This is a genomic window from Paenibacillus anaericanus (assembly GCF_003994475.1).
Lineage (GTDB): Bacteria > Bacillota > Bacilli > Paenibacillales > Paenibacillaceae > Fontibacillus > Fontibacillus anaericanus.
Genome location: NZ_RZNY01000009.1, coordinates 192880 through 207255 on the forward strand (window position 1 = coordinate 192880; position 14376 = coordinate 207255).

At 44.1% G+C, this 14376-nt stretch carries 14 protein-coding genes; 4 read left to right on the forward strand and 10 right to left on the reverse strand.

The window, feature by feature from the left end:
- Window positions 1-10: 10 nt before the first annotated feature.
- The 4 genes from EJP82_RS13070 to EJP82_RS13085 all read right to left on the reverse strand — a co-directional run bounded on the left by EJP82_RS13070 (window position 11) and on the right by EJP82_RS13085 (window position 3514).
- Entirely contained in the window at window positions 11-652 is a 642-nt protein-coding gene (locus EJP82_RS13070) for a histidine phosphatase family protein (RefSeq protein WP_246054096.1), read from the reverse strand.
- A gap of 77 nt (window positions 653-729) precedes the next feature.
- Window positions 730-1695, reverse strand: coding sequence for an adenosylcobinamide-phosphate synthase CbiB (cbiB, locus tag EJP82_RS13075; protein ID WP_127192498.1), 966 nt, complete (start codon window positions 1693-1695; stop codon window positions 730-732).
- Window positions 1695-2423 (reverse strand): adenosylcobinamide amidohydrolase, encoded by a 729-nt coding sequence (locus EJP82_RS13080; RefSeq protein WP_127192499.1) that lies wholly within the window; start codon window positions 2421-2423, stop codon window positions 1695-1697. The genes cbiB and EJP82_RS13080 overlap by 1 nt, the downstream gene beginning before the upstream one ends.
- Window positions 2423-3514 (reverse strand): pyridoxal phosphate-dependent aminotransferase, encoded by a 1092-nt coding sequence (locus tag EJP82_RS13085; RefSeq protein WP_127192500.1) that lies wholly within the window; start codon window positions 3512-3514, stop codon window positions 2423-2425. Before EJP82_RS13085 ends, EJP82_RS13080 begins: the two co-directional genes overlap by 1 nt.
- A 204-nt stretch (window positions 3515-3718) precedes the next feature.
- Here EJP82_RS13085 and EJP82_RS13090 point away from each other — a divergent pair, with 204 nt between their 5' ends.
- Together EJP82_RS13090 and lplA are read left to right on the forward strand one after the other, a co-directional pair.
- Entirely contained in the window at window positions 3719-4525 is an 807-nt protein-coding gene (locus EJP82_RS13090) for a PPK2 family polyphosphate kinase (protein ID WP_127192501.1), read from the forward strand.
- A gap of 143 nt (window positions 4526-4668) precedes the next feature.
- Window positions 4669-5673 carry a lipoate--protein ligase gene (gene lplA / locus EJP82_RS13095; RefSeq protein ID WP_127192502.1) on the forward strand — a complete coding sequence of 335 codons (1005 nt, stop codon included), beginning with the start codon at window positions 4669-4671 and terminating at the stop codon, window positions 5671-5673.
- Between the two features lie 464 nt (window positions 5674-6137).
- Here the strand turns inward: lplA and EJP82_RS13100 are convergent, their stop codons facing one another.
- Window positions 6138-7031: an AraC family transcriptional regulator gene (locus tag EJP82_RS13100; RefSeq protein WP_127192503.1), complete on the reverse strand. Its 894-nt coding sequence runs from the start codon at window positions 7029-7031 to the stop codon at window positions 6138-6140.
- A 231-nt stretch (window positions 7032-7262) separates the two neighbouring features.
- Between EJP82_RS13100 and EJP82_RS13105 the strand changes: the two genes are divergently transcribed.
- Window positions 7263-8114, forward strand: a complete 852-nt coding sequence (locus EJP82_RS13105) for an aldo/keto reductase (RefSeq protein WP_127192504.1) — start codon at window positions 7263-7265, stop codon at window positions 8112-8114.
- Window positions 8115-8300: 186 nt separating this feature from the next.
- On the opposite strand, the gene EJP82_RS13110 is transcribed toward EJP82_RS13105, so the two are convergent.
- From EJP82_RS13110 to EJP82_RS13130, 5 genes are all read right to left on the reverse strand, one after another.
- Entirely contained in the window at window positions 8301-9014 is a 714-nt protein-coding gene (locus tag EJP82_RS13110; protein WP_246054106.1) for an alpha/beta fold hydrolase, read from the reverse strand.
- Between the two features lie 333 nt (window positions 9015-9347).
- The gene (locus EJP82_RS13115) at window positions 9348-10514 is read right to left on the reverse strand and encodes a purple acid phosphatase family protein (RefSeq protein ID WP_127192506.1); all 1167 of its coding nucleotides are present in this window, start codon (window positions 10512-10514) and stop codon (window positions 9348-9350) included.
- Window positions 10515-10546: 32 nt separating this feature from the next.
- Complete coding sequence (locus EJP82_RS13120) at window positions 10547-11089, reverse strand: GNAT family N-acetyltransferase (protein ID WP_127192507.1); 543 nt, start codon at window positions 11087-11089, stop codon at window positions 10547-10549.
- A gap of 20 nt (window positions 11090-11109) precedes the next feature.
- Entirely contained in the window at window positions 11110-11907 is a 798-nt protein-coding gene (locus tag EJP82_RS13125) for a lipid II flippase Amj family protein (protein ID WP_127192508.1), read from the reverse strand.
- Between the two features lie 17 nt (window positions 11908-11924).
- Window positions 11925-12899 carry a phosphotransferase gene (locus tag EJP82_RS13130; RefSeq protein ID WP_127192509.1) on the reverse strand — a complete coding sequence of 325 codons (975 nt, stop codon included), beginning with the start codon at window positions 12897-12899 and terminating at the stop codon, window positions 11925-11927.
- Window positions 12900-13214: 315 nt separating this feature from the next.
- On the opposite strand from EJP82_RS13130, the gene EJP82_RS13135 reads away from it, so the two are divergent.
- Complete coding sequence (locus tag EJP82_RS13135) at window positions 13215-14015, forward strand: Cof-type HAD-IIB family hydrolase (RefSeq protein ID WP_127192527.1); 801 nt, start codon at window positions 13215-13217, stop codon at window positions 14013-14015.
- Window positions 14016-14376: the final 361 nt, after the last annotated feature.

Below are 14376 nucleotides of genomic sequence, written 5' to 3' on the forward strand. Positions count from 1 at the left end.
AATTTGGATTTTATAGCTGTATCTTGTGCCTTAATATGCCACCTATAGGTACCTTCGTGTCCCAAAACCCTAATCCGGGCTGGAGGATGGAAGACAACATAGAAATAACCCCACCGTGTGTAACGATAAGAATGACAGGGTTCTGTTCCTCAGCCACTAATGAGTGAGAGAGCAGCATAAGCTCCCTATACACACTGGTGACTCTGTCTCGAAACTGATCCCAAGATTCTCCACCAGGCGGTGTAACTTCTTGAGGGTTATCAATCCATGAACGATATAGAGGATCTTCCTTGAGCATGTCATAGGTCTGCCCTTCCCACTCTCCAAAGTTCAATTCCCGCAGCCTGTCATCACAAATGGCAACTTGCTGTAAGTCAGGACGAACATAAGCCAATGTATCTCGGCAACGACTTAAATCGCTGCAATATATGGCAGAGAAGGAAACCTCCTCGATTTCTTTACGCAGTAATTCTAGACCAGACGCTTCACCGGAAAGCAACTTCTGATCGCTATGCCCCTGATAACGCCGCTCCACATTCCATGGGGTTAAACCATGGCGGACGATCCACCATTCCACATGTAAATTCGTTTCATTTTGTGTATCGTTAATTATTGTTTTCCTAAGGGATTCACTATTGAGTTCGCCAAGCAACTTTGTCGTTCCCTCCCTCTTTCTCTTACCTAATTATTCTCTTTATCTCAATACCTGTTCCAGTATGGATTTCTCCATCACACCCATATCAAGCCGTTGATTCCGATCCAGATTGCCGTACCTATCAGAACAAATACGCCTGACACCAGAAACATGAGCTTTGCTGTCCGCGGAATATCCTCAGGCTCCAGCTCACGTTTCTTGTCACCCATATACGCGCGGAACGACGTCACACCATGGTAAGTGTTCTCACCACCAAGTCGTATACCTAATGATCCTGCTACGGCAGACTCTGGATAACCACTATTGGGACTAGGGTGAGCTGAGGCATCACGTCGCACAGCGCTCCATGCTCCCATCGGATCGAGTCTAAGACACCATGAAGCTGCGATTAGCAAAAGGGCTGTTAGACGCGCAGGAATATAATTTGCAATGTCATCCAGTCGAGCGGAAGCCCAGCCGAGATGAAAATATTTATCGTTCTTGTAGCCAACCATCGAATCGAGCGTATTTACCGCTCGATAAGCCATGGCTAGCGGGGCGCCGCCGATTAACGCGAAGAACAACGGCGACACCACGGCGTCGACGATGTTCTCCGCCACTGTTTCCACTGCGCCGCGGACGACTTCCGGCGGCTGCAGGTCGGCTGTATCGCGGCCGACGATCATGGAGAGCGAGCGGCGCGCAGCCGGGAGATCTCCGCGGCGTAGATGGCCGCACACTTCCATGCCGGCGTCCCGCAGCCCTTTCGCGGCGATTGTCGTCGCGATGAAGGCAGCCTCGGCGACGGCGGCCAGCCATGGATTGACCATGGCCAGCAGGCGCAGCGCGGCCCAGGTCAAGGCAAAGCTGCCGCCAACGACCAGTAGCGGCAGCAACAGCCCCGCCACGCGGTAGCGGCGGGGCTGCACCAGGCGGCGAATCGCCGCCTCGATCGCGCTAATCGCCTTCCCCATCCCGACCACGGGATGAGGAAGCCAGCGCGGATCGCCAACCAGCCGGTCCAGCGCATACGCGGCCGGCAAGATCCACCACGCCGCCATCAGCGGCGCTCCTCCGCTACAACGCGCAGCGATTCGCTCACGGCGGCGTACACCAACCGCCCCACCGCGCCGCCGATATCCGTCGCGGTCCCCGCATAAGCGTGCACAAGCGGCCAATGCGCTGACTGGCTTACACCTAACACGACCGAATCGGTCGTTGTTCCTGTAGCCGTCAGCCCATTCTCAGCGTCCAGCACGCCCAGATCGCTCAGTGCCGCTGCCTTCGCCTCCGTTGCCGTAATGATCGCGTTAACCATCGCCGCTGGTGTCATTTTCCCATCCACAACTAACATCAAATTGATTGTTCCCGGCGTCCAGGAAGCTGGAAACGTCGTCCGTTTCACCCCTGCCCGGGCACCGTTCGATATACCCGCAGTCGCGCAGCAGAAGACAGCAAAATCATCCGTATACTCTTCTGCCACTGCTGCGTGGCGAAGCTGAACCGCCGTAAGTAAACCGGCCGTTTCTGTTTGCGGATATTTCCACTCCTGCAACAACAGCGATATATCTCGTTCAGGATCATCACAACGGTAGAATCGATCTACATAAATGTTGGCCATTCTTCGTATCGGTTTCATTCCACCACCAAACACCGCGCTACTAAGCCCCTCCATCATGGATGGTGCCTCCAGCAGCAAATGTCGCTCCCCTTGAATAAGCTTTAGCCCAGGCCAACTTGTTGATTCGTAGATATCTCCTTCTTTTCCATGTAAAAATGGTGTAGTCACTATAATACCCCTCCCACTACCCGTTCCATTTCTGTGAGCAGTTTGCAATTGTCATCATTCCCCTTAACCGCAATGCGGATATCCCTATCACTTAGCCCCGGATACATTGCACAACTCCGCACCAATATTCCACGCCGACCAAGTGCCTCCTGCATACCCTTTGCACTCCACCCCTGCGGCAAACGTACCAGCAGAAAATTCCCCTCACTCGGCCACGTCATACAGCCTAGACGACTCAGTCGATCCCGCAAAAACTCTCGTTGCTGCGCAACTAGAGCAATCGTCGCCGCTTCATACTCCTCACTCGCAGACAAACAATATTCACCAGCTATCAAAGCTAACAAGTTTACACTCCAAGTCACCTGCTTATCTCGCATCATCGCAGCCAACTGAGGATGAGCCATCGCATACCCCAGTCTTAGACCTGGTATCGCATAAAACTTCGTCATCGACCGAATCAGAATCAAATACCTGTAACGTTCAAGTTCCGACAGAAGCGATTGCCGGTTTGTATCCGGAATAAAGTCAACAAATGCCTCATCCAACACCACATAGGTTTTATGTCGTTCCCCTGCTTCAGCAAACAATCGCAGTTCATCTAGTCCATACTGCACACCGTTCGGATTGTTTGGCTGTCCGATAAACACAAGATCACTCTCTCCAATCAGACGTTCTACATCCGCTGGCTCAGCTTTAAAAGCTCTCTCTTCTGTACCAAAGACACTCCTCACCTCTGCCCCGAACTGCTTAGATAACGTCGCATATTCAGAGAAACAAGGCTCAACGATACCAACTACTTTCGGAGATAAGGCAAGCAAGGCAAGCGCCATGTTTTCCGCTGCCCCGTTTCCTATAACAATAGTCTCTTTATCGACGTTATTCTTCTTCGCTAGTAATAAAGTCAGTGTTCTGTGTCCCGGATCTGGGTAAGAAACAACACCAGGCAAGGCATCCCTGAGTCTGTCTAGCAGTCCAGGCGGTGGACCCAACGGATTAATATTGGCACTGAAATCTATAAATTCTCCCGGCGCTATGCCGTACCTAAGGGAGGCTGTCTCTAGATCGCCCCCATGACCATACACTTCCAGCATGTTTTCAAACCTCTCTTTATGGTTACATGTCGTTATAAATCTTCATAACTAGCCGACTAGAATCAATGCCCTCATTATGCAGTTTATGGGCTCCTTTCGTCAATCTCCGGGCTTTTATCTCATCTACCATAATTTAGGATGCCATATCTTCTTTTTAGAGTTACACTATATGAAAATACGATTCTATAGGAGGCCAAATCTCACATGCCAAAACCATTCGCACTGCCTGTTAAGCAAAAGGTTGATCTGAGCACTATCGATCCAAAGAATACGGGTACATTTCTGAACAAAGAAGAAGTGGAAGAAGAAACGATCAAGCTAAAGGAAGAGTTTCAGGAGTTACAGGAGAAACTTAATGCGGGTAAGAATGAGGCTGTTCTTTTTGTGTTTCAAGGCATGGATTGCAGCGGTAAAGACGGGGTAATCAAACATGTTTTCTCTGGACTTAATCCTGCGGGTGTCTCCTCTTATAGTTTCAAAACACCAACCGAAGAAGAATCACTGCATGATTTCCTCTGGAGAGCTCACAGTAAAGTTCCTGCTCTTGGTCATATCACTACTTTTAATCGATCCTATTACGAGGATGTACTTATTACACGGGTACATGAGTTGATCTCTGATAAAGAAGCCAAAAGCCGCTTCAAACACATTAACCATTTTGAGTCGCTTTTAGAGAATAACCATGTAAAGGTAGTTAAAATATTTTTGCACATTTCAAAAGAGTTCCAGTTAGAAAAGCTAAAAAGTCGGATCGAAGATCCCGCAAAGAACTGGAAGTTTGATCCCGCCGATTTAATGGAACGTAAGTCTTGGAAGAAATATAGAAATTACTATGAAGAATTGCTTGAAAAATGCAGCAGCGCATCCCCATGGCATGTTGTCCCTGCAGATCATAGATGGTATCGCGACTATGCCGTTCTAAGCATTGCAGTGGAGTCATTAAGAAAATTAAATTTGAAAGATCCTGAACCCATTCCTGAGTTAATGACCCTCCTTGATGAAATTAAGTAATCATAGTTCTCTCATCATATCTCCCTTTTCCTTTGGTTTTGTGTGCAATTGGTTTACAATGTAAAAGTAGCTCGGATGCATTAATTATACAATTAGTAAACCAGTTACTTTACCACTTAACCTATATCGGAGGAGCGATACTCATGTTATTTATCGATAATCAGGGGATTACCGATCCGTCAATTAATTTGGCAATCGAAGAATTTGCACTTAAGCACCTTCCGATGGACGACGACAGTTACTTGCTGTTCTATATTAACGCACCGTCCATTATTATCGGCAAACATCAGAACACCATCGAAGAGATCAATGCTGAATACTGCAAAGAAAACGGAGTTCAAGTCGTACGTCGTCTCTCCGGCGGTGGCGCAGTCTATCATGACCTCGGTAATCTGAATTTTAGCTTCATTACCAAAGATGATGGACAATCCTTCCACAACTTCCGCAAGTTTACCCAGCCTGTAGTTGAAGCACTTCATTCATTAGGTGTGAATGCCGAGATGACGGGTCGCAATGATTTGCAGGTCGGGGAACAGAAAATATCAGGTAACGCACAGTTCGCAACACGGGGCCGGATGTTTAGCCATGGCACACTGATGTTCAACTTGAATTTGGACAACGTTGCTGCCTCATTACATGTCAATCCTGAGAAATTCAAATCAAAGAGCACCAAATCTGTGCGTAGCCGTGTCGCGAATATAGTTGATTTTCTAGATAAAAAAATGACGATTGAAGAGTTCCGATCCGAACTCCTTCGCCATATATTCGGGATGGATGCAGAATCCGTACCACAGTATAAATTAACCGATGCCGATTGGAAGAAGATTCATGAAATTTCCGAAGAACACTATAAGAACTGGGATTGGAACTACGGATTGTCCCCAGAATCAAACGTCAAGCATTCCAAGAAATTCCCGGTCGGAATCATCGACCTACGCATGAACATCAAAGACGGACAGATCCAAGATATTAAAATTTACGGCGATTTTTTCGGTGTAGGAGACGTAGCAGATATCGAGAATAAACTAAGAGGTATTCGTTACGAAGAAAGTGTAGTTCGCGATGCACTAGCCGATATCGATGTGAAGCATTATTTCGGGAACTTGGAAAAGGACGAGTTTATTGGGCTTGTTTTCTTGGAGGAATAGCGGGGGATTGAACTACTGATAGTGATGGAGCTACGATAACAAAATGTTCTTACGATCGCTGTTGTCCCCAAATTTCTCGATTGAACTTTTACAAAGTTGAAATTTGGGGACAAAGGCGAACGCTCCGCTTCTTCAGAATCATTTCGCTCTCGTAGCTAGTATCACTTTTAATATTTCAACTTATAAGAGGTAGAAGTCTGAAGACAAAGGCGAACCTAGCATGCTTCCAAGCTAGCTTTTCCAAGAAACTATAAAGTTCTTCAGAACCATCCCGATATCTACTGGAATTTAGAAGTTATACAGCAATTACATAATTGTCAGACGGAAATAGAGTGATAGACTGTCCTAGATTGTTGCCGTTTAATATCGGAAGTCACCTGGACGATATCCTGGTGTTATTTCCAAGACAAAGGACCCGCCAAGGCGGGTCCTTTTCACTTCCGTCCCCCCGTTATCTGAACCTTTTATGCTCTAAGACGCTTTATATCTTGTCTAGGCGGAAAACCAAACATTCGGGAATACTCACGGCTGAATTGCGAAGGGCTTTCATAGCCTACTCGAAATGCCACATCAGTGGCATCTGCTGACTCAGTTAACAATAGCCTACGTGCTTCCTGAAGTCTCAGTTGTTTTTGGAACTGGATAGGACTCATTGCTGTTACTTCTTTAAAGTACCGATGAAACGAAGAAACACTCATATTCGCTATTTCGGCAAGCTCCCGGGTCCGCAAAGAACTAGCATAGTTATTCATGATATGTTCAATAACATCTTTAATTTGATGAGTTGAACTTCCTTCCATTACAATATGCTCCAATGCAATCCCATTCTGACCTTGGAGCACCCGATAAAGAATCTCTTTTATAATTAGTGGAGCAAGTACTGGAATATCTTTAGGCTCATCTAACAAACGAGCTAATCTGAGAACCGCATCCATTAAAGAAGATTCCATCTGGCAAACAAACATAGCTCGCTTAGGATTTTCTTTAGTGTAAACTCGAACTTCAGAATCCTGTAAAACCTCTAATATTTGACTCGGTGTAAATTCAAGTTTGAAACCTAAATAAGGAATATCGGGAGTGGCTTCGGTGACTTGGGCGGTAACTGGCAGGTGTACGGATGCAATTAGGTAATCGGCAGGACTGTATCTAAAACGCTCCTGCGCCAACCATACCTCCTTCGCCCCTTGAACAACCATACATAAGGACGGTTTATACACTCCATGTCTTGGTACAGACGCATTCGAGTCACGCATGAAAAATAAGGACGGAATAGCAGTTTGGTGAACACCGTCTTTTTCTGAATAACACTCAATGATTTTTACGAGCTCATTCTGCTGATTAGTGATTATTTCAGACATTTGATCCTCTCTTTCGTCAATCTTTTATAGTCTGATTATAGTCCATATTCATTCGATACATAAGTGGTAGTGAGAGGATTAGGCAAACATCTGGCATGAATGGGATAACGGTCGATTTGTCCTCTGGTGCATAATAAGAATGTAAAACGCGACGGCGGATTGAGCCTGTCACGGATGTAATGGATAGCATTCAGTCGATTTAATCATACTTTTAAGAACAGGAGGATTTATATGCAAAAAGTAAATTTGAACAATGGTGTTGAGATGCCTATACTCGGTTTTGGTGTTTTTCAGATTGCTGATCCAAATGAATGTGAACAAAGCGTTTATGACGCTATTATGGCAGGTTATCGTCTGATTGATACCGCTGCCTCTTATCAAAATGAAGAAGCAGTTGGTAGAGCAATTAAACGGAGTGGTGTGGCAAGAGAGGAATTATTTATCACTACGAAGCTCTGGGTTCAGGATGCTGGTTATGAGCGCACAAAGAAAGCATATGAAAAATCATTGAACAGATTACAACTTGATTATTTGGATTTGTATTTAATTCATCAGCCATTTGGAGATGTACATGGCTCTTGGCGCGCTATGGAAGAGTTGTATCATGAAGGAAAGGTCCGTGCAATCGGCGTTAGTAACTTCCAGCCGGATCGTCTAATCGATTTGATTATTCATAATGAAGTAACTCCTGCCGTAAACCAGGTCGAAACGCACCCCTTCAACCAGCAAATCTTAAGTGCAAAATTTATGAAAGAAAACAATGTTCAGATCGAGTCTTGGGCGCCTTTTGCAGAAGGAAAAAATAACTTGTTCGAGAATGAGATACTGATACCTATTGCTGAAAAGTATAATAAATCCGTTGCCCAGGTACTTTTACGGTGGTTGACACAAAGAGAAATCGTTGTGATTCCGAAGTCTGTTCGTAAAGAAAGAATTATCGAAAACTTCAATATCTTTGATTTTGAATTAAGCCCAGAGGATATGGAATCGATTACTACGTTGGATACGAAACAGAGTCTGTTCTTTTCACATAACGATCCTGAAATGGTGAAATGGATTAGTACTCGTAAACTTGATATCTAATAATCGTTATTTTGGAAGGCCACTGGTAGGTTCTGTTTATGTGATAAAAAAGTACTTAAAGAGGCATCCTGCAAAGGATGCCCTTTTTTTAATACCTCTTATTTCCTTTTCGATTAATACACGAATCTTGGTGCATTATAGATCGATCTTGCTCTAGCCTCACAAAAAAAACACTTCTACAGCACGTCAGTCCCGGCTCGCCTCATAAATCTTCTGCGCCACCATCTCCGGCCTTGTGCGAGTATCCGTAAAGTGGTCCCCATCGCCGACGATAAGGCGGAACTGGCCGAGTCGAGTGGACATATGCGGATTCCAGCCAAATCCCTCTCCTTGTGGTAATGCATTGTCTTGGAGAAAATATACATAACCTTTCGGTATAGACAACTCATAGAAGACTTTAAGATCTAGCTTCTCGAAAAGCGGTCTGGCCGGTTCCGGAATAACACTTGTATACATCCATCTGGCTTCCTCGAATGTAGCCGTATTGACGAATAAATCCCGAAACAGTGGAAACGGAAGCATGATCGTATCATCCTTCGAGGCGGCTCTAAGTTGCTCGAAACCTTGTCTCGTTTGGGGCGGTAACTCGTCGGCAAGAGATTCGCCATCATTCAGAACGAACGCATCCCAGAAGACGAGGCGCTTGATGCGATCCGGTACCTGTTCTGCAACCTTTTGGATGACCGTTCCGCCAAAGCTGTGCCCGACGAGAATGAAGTTGTGTAGATTCAGTTTCGTTATAAAATCAACAACGGACTTCGTGATCATCGCATGCGTGACATTTTTGTTCGGATCTTTGCCGTGTCCGGCGTATTCCGGCGTATAAACGGTATGCCCTTGACTGAACAGCGCCGCCGCTACGCCGTCCCAGAAGTGAGCGTCAGCCCAAGAGCCATGCACAAGCACGAAGGTAAGCCGTTGCTGCGAGGGTATACGGTATCTTTCATTCGATTCGCTGGGCATAAACCTATAATCGGGATATGGGAATTGATGAATTTCTTGGGGATAAGGAAACATGTACAAGTCATCCTCTCAAAATAACATATGTTATCAGCTTATGCCCATTGCGTTTGAGAGGTTACCACACTTTGTTTAGCTTATTACTTCTGGCCGCTAGTGTAAGAATAATTCTACAACTGTTCCTTAGCTTGGAATTGCTAAAATCAGGGTAAACGATATGGCTGAAAATAGAGCTGCGAAAAATATGGTCATAGGTCCGGCATTCGATCGAGACTAAAAGTAGGACTTGCTACCATCCGAATCCTTCCTCAAAGTAAATTTATCAAATAGTCTGCCCTCTTCGTCAATTGCCCGTAGTTCCAAATGATCCACGGTTACAATAACCTGTAAAAAATGCGGCACCGCCAATGACTGCGATGTATGCCATTCTCGCTTTGGTAATAGCCATTCTGGCATAGCACCTGCACCTCCAGCCACAATGTAGGTAATCCCGCCTTGGAAATCTACTTTACCAGCACGAAGTGGGTGACTACGTTCGTATACGATAGTGTGCGAATTAAATACTAGATCTACACCATACTGCTCAAACAAGGGACATAGTTGTCGCAAATCTTCTACTTGATACCCCCCTGATACAAAAGGCGGATAATGAAAAAAGACGATTTTCCACTTCGCAGATGTCGATTGTAGATCATGGATCAAGAAATCATATTGTTCATTTCCCGGACTCATTTCTCCCGCACTGAGTGGGTAATCTTCAGACTTTATAAAATCTGTGCTGTCCAGACAAATGAAATGAACATCGCCATAATCAAATGAATAATAATTTTTGGGTGGGGAAAAGTCAAAAAATTCATAATACCACGAAGCATTATTCTCATGATTGCCGAGGCAACTGTAGAATGGCGTAGTTGTTAAAAAGTCAGCCCCCGGGCCAAAGAAGTATTTCTCCCAATCCTCATAATTGTCTCCATTATCAACAATATCACCAACAAATAAAGTAAGATCAGGTCGATATCTTTGCATCTGTTTGAAAATATTTATATTCGTCAGGCCATCTGATGGATCAAAGCTGCTATATCCTCCGGTTTCACCCGTCACCGTAAAGGAGAATGGCTCTCCTCTTCGTACTGCCGTTTTAAATGGATAGGGACCTGATTGGACCTCTCCCTTCGCATTTGCCGAGTGAATAGTATAAAAGTACATCGTTCCGGGCTCAAGTCCTGTTACTGTAAGTTGGTGGATCGTAGAACGCTCCTCATTGGAGACAGACGCGATAACGACCTCCGGTTTCTTGTAGTTCCCTTGATGTCCACTGTGTATTCTCTCCGCCAACAATATCTCGACACTTGAAGAAGCCAAATCAGAAGTCTCCCACATCATCGTCATGGAGTCTTCGGTGGGTCGTTGTAAATAGGGTCCTTTCGATAGAAATAGCATGATTTCCCCTCACTTTGAACTAAGATTATCCGCTATTTGTAGAACATATTACTCTCCCACTCTTCACGCAAAAGTCCCATTCGGATGGAATCGTAATATACTCCATTATAATAACGGCATTTTCTAAGTCTGGCCTCCATGGTCATTCCCAGCTTTTCTCCCACTGCAATCATCCTTACATTCCCTGACCAAGTTGTAAAACCCACCCTTACCAAGGGTAACGTGTTGAATAAATGATTAGTCCATAACTTAAGCGCTCTAGTACCAAAGCCACCACTCCAATAGTGTGGATCAAGGATGCCAATCCCCATTTCAAGCCAATTAGAAAGTTTATGTTCCCAATAGTAATTAACCTTTCCGATGACTTTCCCATGGGCTTCAATGACCCAATCATCTTCCTGATCAATAACGTTATCCCTCAGCAGATAATCATCCCAAGAAATCCGTTTATGTTCATAATAAGGTGCATCCCATTTCTTCCATTCCGGTGATTCATCGCTATAGATTAGTTCCCAAAGTGACCTTAAATCCTCTTTCTTTGCAGGTCTAATCGTCAACTCTTTGTCTTTATACATCTACTCGCCCCTTAGCTTAACTATAAAATAGAAACCATCCAAATAATGAAATGCGCAGCTGGTACCAACAATATTTGTGCAAGCACCGTACCTACTAACCGCGAGATCATGAGTAACCCAAAAACCTTATTAAGTGCAGTAATCTCTTGTTCTCCTCTAAGTACTTTGTCCGTGATCAAACCAATTTGCGGATCAATCAGTATAGTTAGTAAAATCGTCGCCACCCCATTGATTAATCCCGAGGATTGCAATGCAGTCGTCGCATATTCTGTTGTAAATGTCGAAGCCAGTAAGGCTGCTAACACACCTATAGTATAAATGGCGGTCACAACACAATTAAGAATCACTAACCTTTTTGGTATGCCTCCAATTCGCAATCGTGACAGCATCGATAACTTGGGCTTGCGCAAATGATGTCTTGCGTTACTCACTTTTTGAATAGAAACGGAAGTACGGATCATTTGAGGTATGGACCCGGATACTTCTAAATGTGCTATCACCCTAGAAAAAAGTACAACAGCAGAAGGAAATAACAATAATGCCACTATGGTCCCCATTGTTGACGCACCAATAATAACTCTTAAGTGACCTACTAAATCAAAGCCCACATTTTGCTTTGCAAAGTCTATGATTTTCCCAGTTAGTAGACCCTGAACCATATTTGCCGTTCTTGAAACCAAGAGAATGATCCCTGTTAACGATAAGGCAACGGCTAATTTCCCTAAACGAACTCCTGCTAAGCGAAGTGAATATGTAAGTGTCTCTGAGAGGTGAATAATGAAGGTAAACAAAGCAACAAATATGACTTGTTCCAGCAACAAACTCACCCCATTGTTTATAAATTCCCTACAACCACCGGGAGTTGTTCATCATTTTGGGATAACCAAATCATTTCCTCAGCGAATCTTGACTGCACTACATTATGATCATCCATATCCGCGGTAATCCACCATTCAGACTCCATATACCATAACATTCTTAAGGAGTTTACTAATCTACCCGAGTGATAATTATGTTCCATACGATATCCATCTAAAAAGGCAGAAACAAAATCCGTACGCAAATCACCATTATACAATGCCCACGACATGATAGCTCTGGCAACATCTAATTCTGGGTAATCAAAGTTTAACCTGTCAAAATCTAGTACAGCAGACACCTTATTTTCATAGAACAAAAGGTTATCTACCCACAAGTCACGGTGAGACCATCCGGTTAAAGTTGTATCCAAAAAATCGATATCTAAAGTTTCAGTTAATTTCAACTGCAGTTCAATACGGCTTTGTAGATGAGTCATATCATTGTTTGTTGCCTCCTCCATAACATGATGCCAATGAGATATTCGCTCTTCGCGACTCGGGGGTACAAATTGGGGGGTAATATCATCTCCTAGAGCGGTATCATTCAAGATCCGATGCATCTTCCCCGTAATCAAACCAAGTTCATACATTTGTAGTTTGTTGATATCTTGAGGTTTAACTCTATTTCCAGGATAAAACTGCATGATAATAAATTTCTCATCATCTAAACCATGCAGGACCTCTCCATCTCTAGTTAAAAGTTCTGGGCAAGGAACTCCGAAATCATGTAACCTTTGTTGTTGTTCCAAGGCTCTAGTTAATACATGAACATCCTTATACCTTTTGGCATGGTAGATCTTGAGTAAGAATTCCCCGCGGTCTGTTATGAGTCTCCACTTTAAATTTAGCCATCCCAATGAAACGGGAGTCCATGAGTGCAGCTCAAACCCATATAATTGCTGGGAGTTCCTCTGTAATTCTAATAAAATGGGGTGAATATCTTGGTTCATGTTTTCACCTCTATTTAACAAATATTATAAGTAGGTTCATGGGTAATATTACCACATGAGGGTGCGTTTCGAAATCATAAATTCTATGTCAAGCCTTGATTTAACCCAGTCTCCACATTCCTCCAGAACTCCACTGTTGTATCCATTTTTAACAAGCACTTATCTTTAGATAGAGCTTTTAAATTGAAATCTGCGCTCTGTACGGTACAATAGATATAGAAATTATAAAGAGACAAGTAGGAACGGCTTCAACCTTGTAAGGTGCTACCCGTTTCTGCGAGAGTGTTCTATAACCATCACGGAGGAGAGAACTATATGTATAAACTGATTGCCATCGATATCGACGACACCTTGATTAACGACGACAAAAAAGTGACCCCAGCCACACAGAAGGCACTTGAAGAAGCCGTAGCAGCGGGCGTTGTCGTCACATTAGCCACAGGTCGTGCTTATGCTTCGGCCCATGTGCTTGCTCGCCAAACTGGACTGAATGTCCCGATTATTACTTATCAGGGCGCACTGATAAAGAACCTGCTGGATGAGCAAGTATTATACGAACGATATGTACCAACTGAGGCCGCGGACAAGCTTTTTAAATATTGCATTGAACATGACCTTCATTTGCAGACTTACATTGATGACAAGTTATACGCACGTGAAGAAAATCAAAAGTTAATTGATTACACCAACCTAAACGGGACCAAATACTATGTTGAGCCTGACTTTGCCAAATTGGTCGCTCAACCTACACCGAAGATGCTTATCATCGATGAACCGGACTATTTAGATGAGATTGCCCCTGTACTCCGTGAACTGCTCGGCGACAGTGTGCATATCACCAAATCTAAACCAAACTTCCTAGAGTTCATGCATCATGAAGGAACCAAAGGCCATGCCCTGAAATTCCTCGCTAACCACTTCGGCTGCGATCTTTCCAACACGATTGCGATCGGTGACTCTTGGAATGATCACGAAATGCTCGAAGCAGCAGGTCTTGGTGTTGCTATGGGTAATGCCATCCCAGCATTGAAAGAAATCGCCGACTTCGTAACTGCCAGCAATAATGATGACGGTGTTAAGCTCGTCATTGATAAATTTGTGTTTAACCGGGAATAAATCAAAAAGGAGGCCAACCAGTAATCTCTGGTTGACCTGTAATAATACCAAAAGCTGTCCCACCCTTAGTTAGTATGTACTGTGGAGGGACAGTTTCTTTTTTCCGTTTGGGAACGATCTGATCAGAGTAAACCAAAGTGTTGGCAGTAATCAATAGTGTTATTAAAAATATACTAACAGGAATTCCTCCCGTTAATCGGACTAGAACTTACATTGGCGGATAATAACTGGAATTCCTCCAGCTATATGACACGTAACAGAGATGAGAAACAATAATTCTTTGAAACAACTGGAGTTATGGACCTCTGTCAAAAAAGTGGACACTACCTTAAGCGAATTAAGCAGATTTCTTCTGAAACTG